General features: G+C 42.4%; 14 protein-coding genes, 2 tRNA genes and 1 riboswitch. Of the genes, 12 read left to right on the top strand and 4 right to left on the bottom strand.

The features are described from left to right. Positions 1 to 244 precede the first annotated feature (244 nt). Both EGC86_RS11310 and gloB read right to left on the bottom strand, forming a co-directional pair. Positions 245 to 1,798: a lytic transglycosylase gene (locus EGC86_RS11310; RefSeq protein ID WP_123777631.1), complete on the bottom strand. Its 1,554-nt coding sequence runs from the start codon at positions 1,796 to 1,798 to the stop codon at positions 245 to 247. A 150-nt stretch (positions 1,799 to 1,948) separates the two neighbouring features. Further along, the gene (gene gloB, locus EGC86_RS11305) at positions 1,949 to 2,728 is read right to left on the bottom strand and encodes a hydroxyacylglutathione hydrolase (protein WP_123777630.1); all 780 of its coding nucleotides are present in this window, start codon (positions 2,726 to 2,728) and stop codon (positions 1,949 to 1,951) included. A gap of 176 nt (positions 2,729 to 2,904) precedes the next feature. Between gloB and EGC86_RS11300 the strand changes: the two genes are divergently transcribed. Then, positions 2,905 to 3,684 carry a methyltransferase domain-containing protein gene (locus EGC86_RS11300; protein ID WP_123777629.1) on the top strand — a complete coding sequence of 260 codons (780 nt, stop codon included), beginning with the start codon at positions 2,905 to 2,907 and terminating at the stop codon, positions 3,682 to 3,684. 213 nt (positions 3,685 to 3,897) lie between these two features. Here EGC86_RS11300 and rnhA read toward each other — a convergent pair whose 3' ends face one another. Next, positions 3,898 to 4,371, bottom strand: a complete 474-nt coding sequence (gene rnhA, locus EGC86_RS11295) for a ribonuclease HI (protein WP_011637661.1) — start codon at positions 4,369 to 4,371, stop codon at positions 3,898 to 3,900. Positions 4,372 to 4,448: 77 nt separating this feature from the next. Here rnhA and dnaQ point away from each other — a divergent pair, with 77 nt between their 5' ends. The 4 genes from dnaQ (at position 4,449) to EGC86_RS11275 (ending at position 6,886) form a co-directional block, all read left to right on the top strand. After that, positions 4,449 to 5,177: a DNA polymerase III subunit epsilon gene (gene dnaQ / locus EGC86_RS11290; RefSeq protein WP_059743812.1), complete on the top strand. Its 729-nt coding sequence runs from the start codon at positions 4,449 to 4,451 to the stop codon at positions 5,175 to 5,177. A 10-nt stretch (positions 5,178 to 5,187) separates the two neighbouring features. Further along, complete coding sequence (locus EGC86_RS11285) at positions 5,188 to 6,525, top strand: TIGR03503 family protein (protein ID WP_123777628.1); 1,338 nt, start codon at positions 5,188 to 5,190, stop codon at positions 6,523 to 6,525. Positions 6,526 to 6,652: 127 nt separating this feature from the next. Continuing rightward, a tRNA-Asp gene (locus tag EGC86_RS11280) sits at positions 6,653 to 6,729 on the top strand. Positions 6,730 to 6,809: 80 nt separating this feature from the next. Then, positions 6,810 to 6,886, top strand: a tRNA-Asp gene (locus EGC86_RS11275). A gap of 537 nt (positions 6,887 to 7,423) precedes the next feature. Here the strand turns inward: EGC86_RS11275 and EGC86_RS11270 are convergent. Beyond that, positions 7,424 to 9,568 carry a TonB-dependent receptor plug domain-containing protein gene (locus tag EGC86_RS11270; protein WP_123777627.1) on the bottom strand — a complete coding sequence of 715 codons (2,145 nt, stop codon included), beginning with the start codon at positions 9,566 to 9,568 and terminating at the stop codon, positions 7,424 to 7,426. 257 nt (positions 9,569 to 9,825) lie between these two features. Beyond that, a riboswitch (TPP riboswitch) is annotated at positions 9,826 to 9,925 on the top strand. 206 nt (positions 9,926 to 10,131) lie between these two features. Here EGC86_RS11270 and thiC point away from each other — a divergent pair. The 7 genes from thiC (at position 10,132) to EGC86_RS11235 (ending at position 17,124) form a co-directional block, all read left to right on the top strand. After that, positions 10,132 to 12,132, top strand: coding sequence for a phosphomethylpyrimidine synthase ThiC (gene thiC, locus EGC86_RS11265; protein WP_123777626.1), 2,001 nt, complete (start codon positions 10,132 to 10,134; stop codon positions 12,130 to 12,132). Positions 12,133 to 12,137: 5 nt separating this feature from the next. Next, complete coding sequence (thiE, locus tag EGC86_RS11260) at positions 12,138 to 13,808, top strand: thiamine phosphate synthase (RefSeq protein WP_123777625.1); 1,671 nt, start codon at positions 12,138 to 12,140, stop codon at positions 13,806 to 13,808. Beyond that, positions 13,805 to 14,617 carry a HesA/MoeB/ThiF family protein gene (locus EGC86_RS11255; RefSeq protein ID WP_165872402.1) on the top strand — a complete coding sequence of 271 codons (813 nt, stop codon included), beginning with the start codon at positions 13,805 to 13,807 and terminating at the stop codon, positions 14,615 to 14,617. Before thiE ends, EGC86_RS11255 begins: the two co-directional genes overlap by 4 nt. Beyond that, entirely contained in the window at positions 14,604 to 14,831 is a 228-nt protein-coding gene (thiS, locus tag EGC86_RS11250) for a sulfur carrier protein ThiS (RefSeq protein ID WP_102036851.1), read from the top strand. The genes EGC86_RS11255 and thiS overlap by 14 nt, the downstream gene beginning before the upstream one ends. Positions 14,832 to 14,833: 2 nt before the next feature. Further along, complete coding sequence (locus EGC86_RS11245) at positions 14,834 to 15,643, top strand: thiazole synthase (RefSeq protein ID WP_123777924.1); 810 nt, start codon at positions 14,834 to 14,836, stop codon at positions 15,641 to 15,643. Between the two features lies 1 nt (position 15,644). Continuing rightward, the gene (gene thiH / locus EGC86_RS11240) at positions 15,645 to 16,760 is read left to right on the top strand and encodes a 2-iminoacetate synthase ThiH (RefSeq protein ID WP_123777623.1); all 1,116 of its coding nucleotides are present in this window, start codon (positions 15,645 to 15,647) and stop codon (positions 16,758 to 16,760) included. Positions 16,761 to 16,836: 76 nt separating this feature from the next. After that, entirely contained in the window at positions 16,837 to 17,124 is a 288-nt protein-coding gene (locus tag EGC86_RS11235; protein WP_011637651.1) for a hypothetical protein, read from the top strand. The last annotated feature ends 1 nt before the right edge of the window (position 17,125 follow it).

Below are 17,125 nucleotides of genomic sequence, written 5' to 3'. Positions count from 1 at the left end.
CCCAGTTGAGGTTAACTAGGTTAAAAATGGATAGTAATGTGCTGTAATGGCAGTATGGTTAGCCTAATCAAATTATTGAACACTGCGAAACAGTTGATTTATTAATGTTATGCCATAAAAAACGGACAAGTAATAACTTGTCCGTTTTTTATGGCTGAATTTAACTGAGTATTTAATTCATACCAATAGCGATTCTAATACCAATAACCTTTGTTGAGTTACAGTCCCTTATAGGCAAAGCTAACTAGCTATTGGTCACAATCAGTTTCAGTATCTGTCCAGGTTGGATCAATTTACTATTTTGTAAACTGTTCCATTCGATTAACTCTGCAACGGTAACCTTATATTTAAGTGCTATACGCGCTAAAGAGTCACCTGATTGGACGCGATAGCTAACCGTTTTATCATTGCTTGCAGTGTTAATGGCGACTTCATTAGGAAAAATAACTAATGATTTACCGATGGCTAACGTGGATTGTTTTTTAAGATTATTCCATTTCATTAATTGTGCGACAGTCACTTGCTGTGACTGCGCTATCTTCCATAATGAATCACCAGATTTAATGATATAAGCTTGCTTGTTTGGGCTTGATTTGACCACCGTTTTGCGTGCCAGTACTTGGTCTGCGGTCATGGTGGCTAAATCTGGATCTTTTGCCGCAACAGGAATAATTAAAAATCGACCAGCAATAATATTATTGCCTTTAATACCGTTACTGCTTCTTATTAATGTAGCCGTGGTTTCAAATTGGTCGGCAATTTCACTGATGCTATCACCAGACTTAATTTTATAACGAACCCAGTTAATACGGGAGTTTGGTTCAATAGTGGCTAATGCTCGTTTAAAGGATGCCGCTTTATCACTAGGCACAATCAATTGATGTGGACCTTGTGGGGCTGTTGCCCAGCGCTTTAAACCTGGATTAATCGCTTTTAAATCATTTATGTCAATTTGAGCCAAATCAGCCGCTAAATTAATGTCGAGTTGGCTTTCAATATCGACTACCTCTATTTGAGGTGAGTTATCTATAGGCGTTAAATTGATGCCGTACTTATCTGCATGTTTAATGACATCTGCCAATGCTAATAACTGGGGGACATAGTGAGCGGTTTCTCTTGGCAGCGATAATGACCAGAAATCTGTCGATTTTCCGCGGGCTTGGTTATGTTTTATGGCATTGAATATTCGACCTTCACCAGAGTTATAAGCGGCAATGGTATATAACCAATTGTGATCCATTTTGGCGTAAAGGTATTCCATTAAATCTAAAGCTGCTTTTGTCGATGAGGCAACATCACGGCGTCCGTCATACCACCAATTTGTCTTTACGCCAAACGACATGGCCGTTGGTGAGGTTAATTGCCATAAACCCGATGCATCACTTGGTGAATGGGCTAGTGGGTCAAAACCACTTTCAACAATAGGCAGCAATGCTAGCTCTAAAGGTAAATTGCGTTTTTTTAACTGTTCAACAATGTAATACAGATATGGCTGAGCACGTTGAGTCACGATTTCTAAATGCATAGGATTATCGATGTACCATTGGCGGTACTGAGCAACCAAAGCATTATCGACAACAGGAAAGCGCATTTGGTTGCTGATCCTGAGCCATAAATCGTTAACTTGAGCAACTTGTTCTTCAATTTGCTCAAGGGTTACGGTCGCTGATTTTTTGTTTTTAGCGTTAGCTGTAACAGTCTGGGTTGTACTATCAGAACTTGGCTCTGCAGTATGGAGTGTCTGGCACCCCGTTATAGCCAGCATACTGCCAGCTATAATAATCAAGTTTGCTTTCATTTGAAGATACACTTCCTCAAGTTCTCAGGGCGTAAAAAAAAGGGCGAACATACCAAATGCCTATGAGACTCTTTTGGACATGCTTTAGTTCAGTTTGGCATTGTAGATTAAATTATTTGGCATGTCTTATTAAAGTGTTTTCATGTTAATCTAAAATTGATTTTTCCATTCCCTTAATAATGTAAATGTCTGAATATCATCTATATTCGCTATTTTGTATTCTGTTGATATTGCGACTTGAGTCTCATTTATATGACAACGTAGGAACGGGTTTATGGCTTTTTCTGTCGCGATTGTGCTAGGGATGGTTGGTATGTTTTGTGAGCGTAATTGATTAACTTTATGGGCATAATCAATCAACTGTAAATTATTGGGTGTGACATGTAAGGCGAAATTAAGGTTGGATTGTGTGTATTCATGAGCACAGAAAACTTGGGTTTGGTCGGGTAAGTTTGCCAACACGGTCAACGATTGCAGCATTTGCGTCGGAGTGCCTTCGAATAACCGTCCACATCCGCCACTGAATAAGGTGTCGCCACAAAATAATTTATCATCAATATAGTAGGCAATATGACCTAAAGTATGTCCTGGTACGGCTATCACCTGAGTAAGCCCTAAATGAGGTATCTCAATATTTATATCCGATGTAACTGTTAATGGGTGGGTTAAACCATCGATACGTTCGTTACTCGGACCATAAACAATAAGACTATTGTTGAAGTGCTGTTGCAGTTGTTTTATACCGCCAGTGTGGTCGCTGTGGTGGTGGGTAATGAGAATACCGACTAAGTTAAGTTCTGTGGTGGCTAAATAATCGATAACACTTTGGCCACAGCCTGGATCAACTACGTAAGCATCAAGGCTACTTGTTTGATGAATTAACCAAAGGTAGTTGTCATTAAAAGCTGGAATGGCGTGAACGTTAAGCATAATCTGACTCGAGTGATGATTGACTATCTGTTAGGGTAACGGATATCGTTAAATAACTTCAAGTGAAGTTATTCTGAAAGTATCAATGATGGTTAGCTGAACATCAAACAAGCTATGGTAAAGTTGATGGGTTGAGAAAATATGACATTTTTGCAAAGTATTAGTTGGCGGGCTCCATGTTAAAACCCCTTATTTGGCAAGATTTGCCTTTTGGTGAATTATTGCAAGCTGAGATTGAAGCTAAATTAGCCCCTTGGTGGCCGCGAATATTTGGCTATCATTTTCTTAAAGCCGGGGCGTTAAGTAGCCAGTTAAACAGTTTACATTGCAACATCGCACGACATTTTTCTGTCTATGACGGCTCAGATGCGAATATTCAGGCTGATCCGCATCATTTACCCGTACAACAAAGTGCAATTGATGCGGTGTTAAGTTGTTTTCTATTAGAATTTGAATCTGATCCTTATCAAATTTTACGAGAGTTCGACCGAGTGCTCATCAGCAGTGGTTATATTTTTATTGTCGGCTTTAATCCCATCAGTCCAGCTTTTATAGGCAAAATCTTGCCAAAATATCAAACTAAATTACCTTGGAACGGGCAGTTTTTTATGCCATCAAGGGTAAAAGATTGGCTTGGGTTACTGGGATATAAAGTATTAGCAGATGAACGGTTAATGTACCATTCGTTATTAGGCCAACGCGGGGTCAGCACACCTAATCAACCGAGCAAGCCTCAACAAGCACCATTGTGGCAAAAAAGTATCGCTAACTGGCTACCTAGTACCGGCAGTGTTTACTTAATTGTGGCTCGCAAAATGACGACTCCACTTACACCGATTAAAGATAAGTCGAAGGTAAAAGCACCCAACTGGTCAACGGCGCCATCGGCTGGCCGTAACGGATTAACTCATACTCCGAGTATTGAGACCCAGACATTGAACCGTTCAAAATCATAAAAATAACCTCCGCTCGGTTTAAGATATGAAGTCCGAAAGCCAACACCTGAATATTTGAACTATTTTCATATCAATATGCCATTTTGTACTAACAGGGCTGATTGACGAGTCAATATCTAGCTTATTGCAGGTCAGTGCAACCCTGTTAGCATGGCAAAGAACAGTTTGATAACTGTGATCATCCAGCGCGAAGGTTAAATAACTAAAACCGAATTATTCAGGATTATAACCAGTATCAACTTGTTGAGGTTTAGCTTCGGCTGCTTTGCGTGCCAATACGTCGCAACGTTCATTTTCAATATGGCCTGCATGGCCTTTTACCCAGTGCCAGTCAATCTTGTGTAATTGACTTACCGCATCTAGACGCTTCCATAAATCGACGTTTTTGACCGGTTGTTTAGTTGAGGTTATCCAGCCTTTTTTCTTCCAACCATGGATCCAAGTCATAATACCTTGGCGCATATACTGGCTATCGCTGGTTAAAATAATATTACAGGGTTCGTATAACGTTTCTAACGCGATAATTGGGGCTAAAAGTTCCATACGATTATTGGTTGTTAATGAGAATCCATCGGCGATTTCATGTTGCTGATGTTTATATTTCATTACCACGCCATAACCGCCAGGTCCTGGATTTCCTAAGCAAGAGCCATCAGTAAAAATATACAGCTGTTTGAGTTCGGCCATCAAGTTGTTACCATAGCGAAATATTCGCGCCAGTATACTCAATTTATACAAAGGCGAGGGCTGAATGAGTAAAAAATATGAACATTATTTCTAGTGCAAGTCGTCAAGTGATCCTCGATACCGAAACTACCGGTATGAACCAAGCGGGTGGACCTATTTATGTGGGCCATCGCATTATTGAAATTGGTTGTGTTGAAGTGATTAATCGTCGCTTAACAGGTCGAACGTATCACCAATATATTAATCCTGGTCAAGCGATTGATGAAGAGGCAATTCAAGTTCACGGTATTACCAATGACCGTGTGGCCAACGAACCGCGTTTTCATCAAATAGCCAAAGATTTTATCGATTTTATCGATGGTGCTGAAATTGTCGCTCATAACGCCAACTTCGATGTGAGCTTTATGGACCATGAGTTTTCAAAACTCAATCCAATTGGGCCTAAAACCAAAGAAATTTGCAGTATTCTCGACAGTTTGGCCATTGCCAAACGTCTGCATCCAGGCCAAAAAAACAATCTAGATGCATTGTGTCGACGTTATGGTATCGATAATGGCCGCCGCACTTATCACGGCGCATTACTCGATGCGGAAATTCTTGCTGATGTTTATTTAATCATGACTGGTGGACAAATTAAGTTTAATTTGTCTAATGAAAAAGCGGGTCAAGAAGGTGGCGGAATTAAAAATATCGATCCTTCGGCGTTTAATCTTAAAGTCGTTGGTGCATCTGCCGATGAAATACTATTACACGAACAACGACTTGACCTCATTGCGAAGTCAGGTAAATGTCTCTGGAGAGGGTAAACCAACCTTTATGAGTGCTACTCGCGCCGGTTATCTTGCTATTCTTTGTTTATTGTTGCTGAGTCTTATCTTAGCGTGGCAACCTAATGCCCAGGCTGCAGTGGTCAATGCATCGCAAGCAGCAGAACTTAAAAATCGTTTTCGAATCGATCACATGGTCGATCATTTAACGTTGGTTATCCAACGAAGCTATGGTTCCGCCCCTGTCGTGGTCATTTTACCTGATGGCAGTAAATGGTACTCAAATCGTCATCCTCAAACGGTAAAATGGGTAGACGGTATTGCTGCTGATATGATTTATATCGAAAAACCAATGCCAGGGCCTTGGCAGTTATTGGGAAGTGTGGTTGAAGGGTCGACAATAAAAAAAATATCTGCATTAGACATTGCAGTGCAACCGTTACCGCAACCACTTTATCAGGGCGAAAGGTTGAAAGTAACAGCAAGACTCTTGGGTGATAATTTAACCATGAGAATGCCGGGTTTGGAGTATATGGTTGAATGGACTGCTCGGTTTGCGAGTGAGCATCTTCCTACTGACGATAACTTTGCAACGGGCACTATTATTGTCGGTGCCTATAAAGACAATGGTGAATTGTTAGACGAAGCCCCTGATGATGGCATCTTTACCGGAAACCATAATTTACAACAACCTACCGGTCATTATGTACTGAATGTTACTGCCCGAAATAATATATTTGAGCGTGAATATGTGATGCCGTTTGCTTTATCGCCACAACCAATTACAGTCAAAATGGTGCCTAATAGTGATCCATTAAAAGGCATATGGCAGATACAATTAACCGTTGATGAATCTGTGGTGAAATTAGCAGAAACGCATTTTGAGTTTGATTTAGTCGGCCCTGCAGGATTGTTGCTGCCTATCACCTTGCAAACCATGACCAGTGCAGATCAAATATTATACTTACCTAAAGTGACTGAGTTTGGCAGTTATCGTGTTAAAGGCAGTGCGGTTTCTACGACGGTTGATGGCCGAGAAATTGTGCTCAATTTACCTGAAATGTTTTTTAATTTAGTAGAGCCGCCAGCTCCACCTCCATCAGTTGAAGAACTTGCTGAAAAAGCGGCCATTCAAGCAGAAATTGAAGAGAAAGTAGCTAAAGACGATGCAATGTTCTGGATTATTACCATTAATGGCGTACTCTTTTTTGTTGGTATTATCGGTTTGGTTATATGGCGTAAAAAACAAACGCTGGCAAAGGCGATGGCTGCGGCGGAAGAAAGGTTAAAGCAAAACCCCGTTAATGAGGATAAACCTAAAGACAGTATTCTAGAAAGCGTCGACCTAGATGATATTGATTTAAGTATGCCTGATGACAAAAACTAACCCACGGAAGTGAGTGCTTTTTGTACTAAAACTTGATAGTTGTACGTTTTTTAACTAAATGAGCAAAAACAATTAAAAAACTGTTGACGATTAATTATCACAACTTTATTATTCATCGCACTTGTGTGGAGCGGTAGTTCAGTTGGTTAGAATACCGGCCTGTCACGCCGGGGGTCGCGGGTTCGAGTCCCGTCCGCTCCGCCATTCAAGTGACTGTTTACACTTAATAAAACAGATAATATTTATACTATTGTTAGTTTTATTAAGTGTATACAAACCGTTTTGGAGCGGTAGTTCAGTTGGTTAGAATACCGGCCTGTCACGCCGGGGGTCGCGGGTTCGAGTCCCGTCCGCTCCGCCAAATAAGAAAAAAGCCTCTACAGTAATGTAGGGGCTTTTTTATTATGAAAAATCAAAAGATTTGGTTTTTTTACTTAGCCAGAAACCAGCCATATGAGCTAATGTTAGTGTATTTATGTAATTCCATCGCAGATCAATAGAATCCGGCCAATCACGCCGTAGGTCGCGGGTTCACAGTTTCAACATTAGCGTCCGCTCCGCCAAATAAGATGAAAGCCTCTACAGCAATGTAGGGACTTTTTTCTGTTCAAAAATTAACAGAATTGGTTATTCAGACTAGGATGCAATACCTACTAGATTATCAAATGTCAGCGCATTAATGTTATTCCATCGCAGAACAATGGAAACCGGTCTGTCACGCCGGAGGTCGCGGGTTCACTGTTTCAACATCAGCGTCTGCTTCGCCAAATAAGACAAAAGCCTCTACAGCAATGTAGAGGCTTTTGTCTATCTTAACATCAGCAGAACTGCCGTTTCAGGTTAGCCAATAATGTGGTAATTATTACAGGGCATCGGCTTATTACTTATAGCTGGTTAACTAGAATACGTAACTGACATTGAGCTCCAGTGAGCGACCCGAACCGGCTATTTGTTGAAAACCGTTACTGCTGTCAGCCTTATATTCAGCGATACTGACACCCCCCAGAGGCAGTTGATAATACTCATCCAGTAGATTTTTCACTGCAATGGTCATTGTGGCATCATGCCATTGGATACTACTGCTTAAATTAAGCAGTGAATAACTATCAGTTGTGTTTTCTAAACGCTGTTCATCAACGCGATCTTTACTTGCAACCCATTGCCAACTGAACCTATTTTGCCAATCACCTAGCTGTTGTTGTAAAGCTAGCTCTGTTTGCAAAGGTTTTATTTGATACAGCGGTTGGTCATTGTCATCTCTTTCGCCGCGAGTTGCGTTGATGTTAGCGTTAAAGAGCCATTTACCAGTGTCATTGTCTGCTAGTTGATATTCAGCATCTATGCGTGCACCAAACAAGTTAGCGTCCACATTTGTAAACTGTAAAATATGACGACTATTACTATCGATGCTTGTGCGATTAAAACTGCTGACCACATTGGCATCAATAAAATCGTTAATGCTGCTGTACCAAGCTGTTGCACTAAATGCTAAATCATCTTGTACTAGCTTGTAAGCCATACTCAATGTATGTGCAGTTTCTGCACTAAGGTCTGGGTTGCCTATATAGCCGTTTGCATCGCCATACCAGCCAATCATCGTTGTGGCCATGGTGCTTTGGCCCCAACTGTATCGCTCATATAAATTGGGTGCGCGGTTCTTTTGGGCTAAACCAAGCTCTATCACTTCAGTATCGCTGAGTTGATAGCGAGCAAGAAGGGTCGCATCGATGTTATTGTCATTGCGCTTTCGATATAGGCTATTAAATTCATCTGCGGCTATGGCATTAACATTGGTCATGCCCATCATGCTCATGGTGTTATAAGGCTGAACCTCACCTGTGCTGGTTGATACGTATTCATAACGAACACCTGCAGACAGCCACCAACCTGTATTAAGTGCTTGTTGCCACTCGCCATAAAGAGCTGCACGTTGGCGTTCGCCACCATTAATATTGACATAGTCATTGGGACCCATCATGGCTGAACCTTCAATCGCAGGCCATGTATCATCAAGTTGATAAACATAATATTCTTGGCCAATTAATAAGGTGCTGTCTGAGCTCATTGGTAGCTGCCAATGCAGTTGGTAACTGTAATCTTTACCCTTAGTTTTCATTGGCATCATGCCGGTTTTTTCATCGGTAAAGAAGCCCATTTGATGCTCTACATTGTGCCAGTTTGCTTGGGCTGTGAACTCGCCTTCGTTTTCAAGTGTTCGTTGATAACGTACTAATGCGCCATAACTGTCATTATTCGTCATGTCCATATACTGGTTTGCAAAACCTTGAAAGGGGATATGTTGATGAGTCAGTTTGACAGCAACTTGTTGAATGTCATCTTGCCAAGCAGCGGTTAATGCATGATTTTGTGATTGGTATAAAGTGTCTAGTACTTTATCACCATGGGCATCTGTATAGCTGTTTGCATCTTCAAATGATCCTTGGTAATTAAAGCTTAATGTTTTACTAGCAACAGTGGCATTTACACCTGCGAGAATGGCGTCATTGGTGCTTCGATAACCGCTAGATATGTTACCACTTTGCCATGTCACTGTGTCGCTATCGGTAAATACAGGGGTTAAGCTAGTGACGTTAATTACGCCTGCAATGTTATCGCCACCGGCGCTCACCGGAGAGACTCCAGCAACCACTTGGGTCGAACTAATTTGATTGGCTGACACATATGAAAGTGGCGGGTTCATCTGGTTTGCACATGATGAGGTAATGTCGCTGCCATCAATGAGCACTTTGATCCGATCACCCATCATGCCATTTAAAATCGGTAATGCAGATACGCCACCCGCTTCAGAAAAATCTACACCTTGTTTATTTAATAAGTTTTGGGCAGAACCGAGTAAATCGTTATTGGCCGCTTGTCCATGTACTTCAACCCGCTCAATGCCTTCACTATTTCGCTTATCATACTGTTCAGCCATCACTGGTTGCGTAATAGCAAACATTATAGCCAATGCAATTGATGAGTAAACCCATGGGGAATTAGTATTTAATTTAATGGTTTGCATTACTTTATTTGTCAATGTCATCACCTTTATTGTTATTTTATCAACCTTTGATGAATATATTTCAAAGGTGTTTATTAGTCTGTTAAATTATAACCTGCTAATAAATATGATGAATGCGACATAGTGTCGCACCTTGATGAATAGCTGTCTGTGGTGATGAATGAATCATGGAGATATCAATGACACTGCATCAGTTTCTGACATGTGGATTGATGACTTTTGTATGAAATGATTATTTTAGTGCTTGTTATTTAGCGACAAGCTTGCTTATACTGCGTGACATCTTGTCGGAGTGCCATTATGGCTGAGACCGTTTATTCGGGATCCGTTGAACCTGATCAGGCTAGAACCTGCGAAGGAAACAAGCGTAATAATCATGATTATTGGGACTATAAATAACGTATTAACACGATTGTAATTGGACGTTTACCTCCGAGTTTTTTATCGGTTTATATTCCAGTTACGTTATTACATTAGTATTTTTCTATGTGATTATTGACGTAAGCAATAGCTTTTTTATTGTTTACTGCTGCTATCAACACCTCTCCAGACAAGCAACTCTACTCTTAATATTGAGGTTGCTAATGTCAAATCCAAACCGTCGTCAAACTCGAGCTAACGCTCAACAATTTATTGATACCCTTAAACCGTTACAACATCCTAACTCGGAAAAAGTCTATTTAGCGGGTAGTCGTGCTGATATCAACGTCGCTATGCGTCAAGTTAATCAAACTGATACCGTTATTGGTGGTACCGACGCTGCACCCATTAAACAAGCCAATCCACCAATCATGGTTTATGACTGCGCGGGTGCTTATTCTGATCCCCTTGCCGATATTAATGTGCGTGAAGGCTTACCTAAAATCCGTCAAGCATGGATTGATGAGCGACAAGATACTGAGCAATTAACGGGTGCAAGTTCGGGTTTTACCCAACAGCGGCTGGCCGACGATGGACTCGATCATTTACGCTTTGACGCCTTAGTCGCGCCTAAACGTGCCAAGAAGGGCAAATGCGTGACCCAAATGTATTATGCACGCCAAGGTATTATTACCCCTGAAATGGAATACATTGCCATTCGTGAAAACATGGCTCGCGCTGAAGTAACCGATAGCGTGTTGACTCAAAAAGCCCCTGGTGAGGATTTTGGTGCGCATATTGGGCAACTTATCACTCCTGAGTTTGTCCGCGATGAAGTCGCCCGAGGTCGAGCGATTATTCCGCTGAATATTAACCATCCTGAAACTGAACCTATGATTATTGGGCGTAATTTTTTAGTGAAGGTGAATGCCAATATTGGTAATTCGGCGGTGACATCTTCGATTGAAGAAGAAGTTGAAAAACTGGTGTGGTCAACCCGTTGGGGCGCCGATACGGTCATGGATTTGTCGACTGGACGTTATATTCATGAAACGCGTGAGTGGCTTATCCGTAATTCGCCTGTGCCAATTGGTACCGTGCCTATTTATCAAGCATTAGAAAAGGTTAATGGCGTTGCCGAAGACCTCAGTTGGGCGGTATTTAGAGATACATTGATTGAACAAGCCGAGCAGGGCGTAGACTATTTTACGATTCATGCTGGGGTGTTATTGCGTTATGTCCCCATGACAGCCAAACGCCTTACCGGTATTGTGTCGCGTGGCGGTTCAATTATGGCTAAGTGGTGTTTAAGTCACCATCAAGAAAGTTTCTTATATGAACACTTTCGCGATATTTGCCAAATTTGCGCCCAATACGATGTGTCGTTGTCGTTAGGGGATGGTATGCGCCCAGGTTCAATTGCCGATGCCAATGATGAAGCGCAATTTGCGGAATTAGAAACCTTAGGTGAATTGGTCAAAATTGCATGGGAATACGATGTGCAGACCATCATCGAAGGCCCAGGTCATGTGCCAATGCAATTGATTAAAGTCAATATGGAAAAGCAATTGGCCCTTTGTGATGAAGCGCCATTTTATACCTTAGGCCCACAAACAACCGATATTGCCCCAGGTTATGATCACTTCACTTCAGGTATCGGTGCAGCCATGATGGCTTGGTACGGCGTGGCGATGTTGTGTTACGTCACCCCTAAAGAACACTTAGGTTTGCCTAACAAAGAAGATGTAAAACAAGGCTTAATTGCTTACAAGATTGCTGCCCATGCTGCTGATGTCGCTAAAGGTCATCCTGGTGCACAAGTACGTGATAATGCATTATCAAAAGCCCGCTTTGAATTCCGTTGGGAAGATCAATATAACCTAGGTCTTGATCCTGATACGGCTCGTGCTTACCACGATGAGTCGTTACCACAAGAATCAGCCAAAGTGGCTCATTTTTGTTCAATGTGTGGGCCTAAATTCTGTTCGATGAAAATAACCCACGAAGTGCGTGAATATGCCGCGAATCTTGAACAAGCTGAAGCACTTAAGATTGAAGTCTCTTCCGTTAGTGCTTATCAAGCTCTACATACGACTCAAGCCATAAATCCGTCCGAAGCGATGGCGCAAAAGTCGGCAGAGTTCAAAGCGTCGGGCTCGGCGCTTTATCACGACGTCAAACCAGCAGCACAAGTTGATACCAACTTAGCGGTAGAGGTTGAATAATCGCCATGAATTCATCGACATTTGTCAGTGAATCCATAACGCAAATCCCACCCATTGTCTGGACCATAGCCGGTTCAGACAGTGGTGGTGGTGCGGGGATTCAAGCTGATTTATTAACTATGCAAGACTTGTCGTGTCACGGGTGTAGCGTAATAACCACAGTAACTGCGCAAAACTCAGTCAGTGTGAGTCTTGTAGAAACCGTTTCTGAATCCATGTTGTTGGCTCAGTTCAGCAGTTTACTTGCCGATCTGCCGCCAGTGGCGATTAAAATTGGCCTGTTGGCATCCCAAGCACAGGTGGACATATTAGCTGGCTGTTTAGCTCAAATGCGTGTTATTCAGATGATGGTACCTTTTGTGGTGCTTGATCCTGTCATGGTCGCCAGTAGTGGTGCGCACTTTAATCCTATCGATCTCGATTTTAGCCCTCTCATTGGTTTAATTGATTTACTAACGCCTAATCAGCACGAATTGAAACGTTTATGTTCTCAGTATGCGTTAGCGCAAGATTGTGCTGATGTCGGCAGCAATGGTTCTCAGCAACAGCAAATGATCCGCGATGCCAAATTGTTATCCGATACATTTAAATGTCATGTGCTCGCTAAAGGCGGTGATGCTCAGTGGCAGCAACAGCAGGCGATAGATGTATATGTGAGTAAAAGCGTTAAAGGCGCCAGCCTTGCACACAGTCATGCGGTGTTTACGTTAAGTAGCCCGCGGATAGCAACGGCTAATAATCATGGCAGTGGTTGCACATTATCATCTGCAATAGCGTGTTTTATTGCCCATGAGTTCGTGATCCATGATGCTATTGTGCTGGCAAAAGCCTATGTCAATAAGGGACTCACTTTAGGTGTAAGCCTTGGCCAAGGACCTGGTGTATTAGCCCGTACTGGTTGGCCTGCTGATTTAGAAATGATGCCATCAATCAAGTTAGTCTCTTCTGACTATCGCGCTCAAGATCGGTTTAAGCCAGCTCCACTGAATGGTTTTAAAGCGCTGCATCAATCCTTGGGGATTTATCCTGTTTTAGATGATCTTGGAATATTAAAAAATGTCTTAAAAGCGGGCTGCAAGACGGTCCAATATCGTGCCAAGCTAGCGACTAATACCGATACCGATAATCGGCAACGATTAACACTCGAAGCGAATATCATTGAGGCCATCAAACTCGGTCGCGAATATCATGCTCAGTTGTTTATTAATGATCATTGGCAACTGGCGATTAAACACGGTGCTTTTGGGGTTCATTTAGGCCAAGAGGATTTGGTCATTGCAGATTTAACCGCGATAGCGGCAACAGGAATGGCGTTAGGGTTATCGAGTCACAGTTATTTTGAAGCCTTGTTAGCCCACCAATGTTCGCCTTCATATATTGCTCTTGGGCATATTTTTGCTACCACGACCAAGCAAATGCCTTCCGCGCCTCAAGGGCTCAGCAAACTTAAACGTTATGCCAGTTTATTTGCGCGCCATTATCCTACTGTTGCAATTGGCGGGATAAATCTAAATAACCTTGAGTTGATCGCTGAAACCGGCGTTGGTGATGCTGCTGTTGTTAGAGCGGTAACTATGGCTGACGATCCTGCAAAAGCGTATCGAGCCTTGCATCATAAATGGTTGCAGCTTACGCGGCCTTTAGCAAAAGCCTGTTCACCTCAGGAGGGAGTATGAATTCTCTATCTAGTCTGGATTACATTCAGTATTCACGCACCATGCTACTGGGTGATATTGGAGAAGCAGGGCAGCTTGCCATTATGAATAGCCCTGTAGTGATCATCGGTGTAGGAGGCTTAGGAAATGTAGTGGCGCATTATTTAGCTGCTGCGGGTGTTCAGCAAATACTGTTAATTGATCATGATGTGGTGGAATTATCCAATTTACCAAGGCAACTCCTGTTCAGGGCATCTGATATTGGCCAAGCAAAAGTCAACATTGCAAAAAGTGCACTGAGTGATGCTTACCCTCAAATCAATATCGACGTGTTAGCACAACCCATTACCTCAGCGCATTTTAATCAGCTTGTTAAACGATTTACGGTAAAACCTGTAGTGTTCGATTGCACAGATAATGTCAGTGCGAGGCAATTGATAAACCAACTGTGTGTACAGCATCAGTTAACCTTGGTTAGTGGTGCTATCAGTGCATATCAGGGGCAATTATTTTGTATTGATTTTTCCCACTCACATTCGCATTCATACAGCGGTTGCTATTGTTGTTTATATCCACTTGATACCCCCATTATGCAAAATTGTACTCAAGCAGGCGTGTTTGGGCCCGCCGTGGGCATTATAGCCAGTATGCAAGCGCTGGTGGGCCTGCAGCACATCTGCAATACCTTTACGAAATACGGTGTTTTACATCGATTTAATGCTCAGGATTTACGTTGGCAGTATGCCAACATGAGTCAAGACCCACAGTGTGAAGTGTGTCATCAATATCCATTTACTGATCATCAGGAGCGGTCTAATGACACAAACTGATCCCCATGGGGTAATAACTCTGCACCTCAATGGTGTCGAGCAACAAGTTCGGGCTAATTTAAACTTGGCTGAACTACTTATACTGAGTGATTTGCCCACTCAAGGAGTGGCCATTGTGGTCAACGATACTGTTGTGCCTCGAAGTCGTTGGATGCATGCAGTGTGTCAAGCCGATGACAATATCACCGTCTTTTCTGCCGTTGCTGGAGGTTAATGATGTTAACTATAGCCGATCATCAATTTTCGTCTCGGTTACTCACTGGAACGGGAAAATTTTCAAATCACAATACAATGTTACAAGCGATAGCAAGTTCTGGGTCGCAGTTAGTTACTTTAGCGATGAAGCGGATTGATTTAACTCGCGGCCATGACAACTTACTCGGTCCTTTGCAAAGTATGGGGGTTAAATTATTACCTAATACCGCTGGTGCGCGTAATGCCAAAGAAGCTATTTTTGCCGCTGAACTCGCTTATGAAATGTTGGGCACTAAATGGATTAAACTTGAAATTCATCCCGATCCTAAATACCTCATGCCCGATCCTATTGAAACATTAATAGCGGCTCAACACTTATGCGAACAAGGCTATGTTGTCATGCCTTATGTGCATGCCGATCCAGTCTTGTGCATGCGTTTAGAAGAAGTCGGTTGCGCTGCGGTGATGCCACTCGGCAGTCCAATAGGCAGTAATCAAGGATTAGCAACGGAAACATTCTTAAGCATTATTATCGAACAGGCTAATATTCCGGTAATAGTGGATGCCGGCATTGGTGCACCTTCACAAGCTTGCAGAGCTATGGAAATGGGCGCAGCTGCAGTATTGGTGAATACCGCGATTGCAAGTAGTGCCAATCCTCAGCAAATGGCTAAATGTTTTGCTGATGCTGTTGCCACTGGAAGACAAGCTTATCTTGCTGGATTAGGGGCCGTGAACAACCATGCTCACGCGACTAGTCCTTTGACCGGATTCTTGTCAGAACCAACAATCAATTCACTTGCAAAGTCTGTGAATAGTAAGGGGGGCTAGCATGACTTATTCAAGTGTATTTGCGCAATTAGCCCCCGATGCGTTATCGATGAAGTTGTATTCAACAACCGCCAAAGACGTAGAGCTGGCTTTGAAAAATCCAAGCGGTAATCTTGATAGCTTGTTGGCATTATTATCTCCTGCCGCAATGCCATACATTGAACCGATGGCGCAGCAAGCTGCTCAGCTGACTCGGCAGCGATTTGGTGCCAATATCGGCCTTTTCTTACCCTTATATTTATCAAACTTGTGCGCCAATGAGTGCGATTATTGTGGATTTAGTATGAGCAATAAGGTCAAGCGCAAAACTCTTACTCGTGATGAACTAGCAGCGGAAATGGCTATCATTAAACAACGTGGTTTTGATTCGATATTATTGGTGTCTGGCGAACACGAAACTAAAGTTGGAATGGAGTATTTTGAGTCGGTGCTACCGTTAGTTAGCAGGGCTTTTAATTACGTGGCAATGGAAGTTCAACCATTGGAGACTGATCAGTATCAGCGTCTTGGCAAACTAGGTGTTGATGCCGTTATGGTATACCAAGAAACCTATCGTGCTCATACTTATGCTCAGCATCATACTCGCGGTAAAAAACAAGATTTTATCTATCGCTTAGATACCCCTGATCGAGTGGCAAAATCGGGTATCGATAAAATTGGCCTCGGGGTATTACTTGGGTTAGATGATTGGCGCTTAGATGCATTACTTATGGGCTTTCATCTAGATTACTTGGAAAATACCTACTGGCGCAGTCGCTACAGTATTTCACTACCTCGTTTACGTCCATGTACTGGCGGCATTACACCGAAAGTTGAATTAACCGATGCAGGATTAGTACAAATGATCTGTGCATTTAGGTTGTTTAACCCCCAGCTTGAAATCAGTTTATCCACGCGAGAGTTACCATCATTAAGGGATAATTTACTCCCTTTAGGAATTACCCACATGAGTGCTGGAAGCTCTACTCAACCAGGCGGTTATATGGCGCCAGACAGCCAACTTGATCAATTTGAAATCAGTGATAACCGTCCAGTAGAGCAAGTTGTTGAACAAATGAAGCGACGAGGAATTAATCCAGTATGGAAAGATTGGGAGATGGGTTGGGTTAACAGCTAACTTTTGTTTGAAAACTGTACATATTAGTCGGTTTAGGCCATAATAAATCGACTTTTTTAAAATCAGGAGCAGTATTATGCAAGTTCAATCAGCCTATGCGTCAGGTATGCAGGGATTGCAGAGTGCTCAACAAGGTTTAGCGCAAGCAACAACATCTGTTGCCACTCCAGATCAACAAAAACCTGCGGTGCCAAATACATCGGCACAAGATACTGTGACCTTAAGTTCTCGTGCTGTTGGGCAAACTGACACCACATCTGCTTTAGTGTCTGCGACTGAATCATCCAACCAAGCTCAAGCATCTGCTAAAGTGATTGAAGTGGCTTCTGAGACTGTTGGTAGCTTGATTGATATTGAAGTGTAAT

Source organism: Shewanella frigidimarina, assembly GCF_003797125.1.
GTDB lineage: Bacteria > Pseudomonadota > Gammaproteobacteria > Enterobacterales > Shewanellaceae > Shewanella > Shewanella frigidimarina.
The sequence above is the reverse complement of the archived record's forward strand: the minus strand, read 5'-3'. Positions and strand labels throughout refer to the sequence as shown.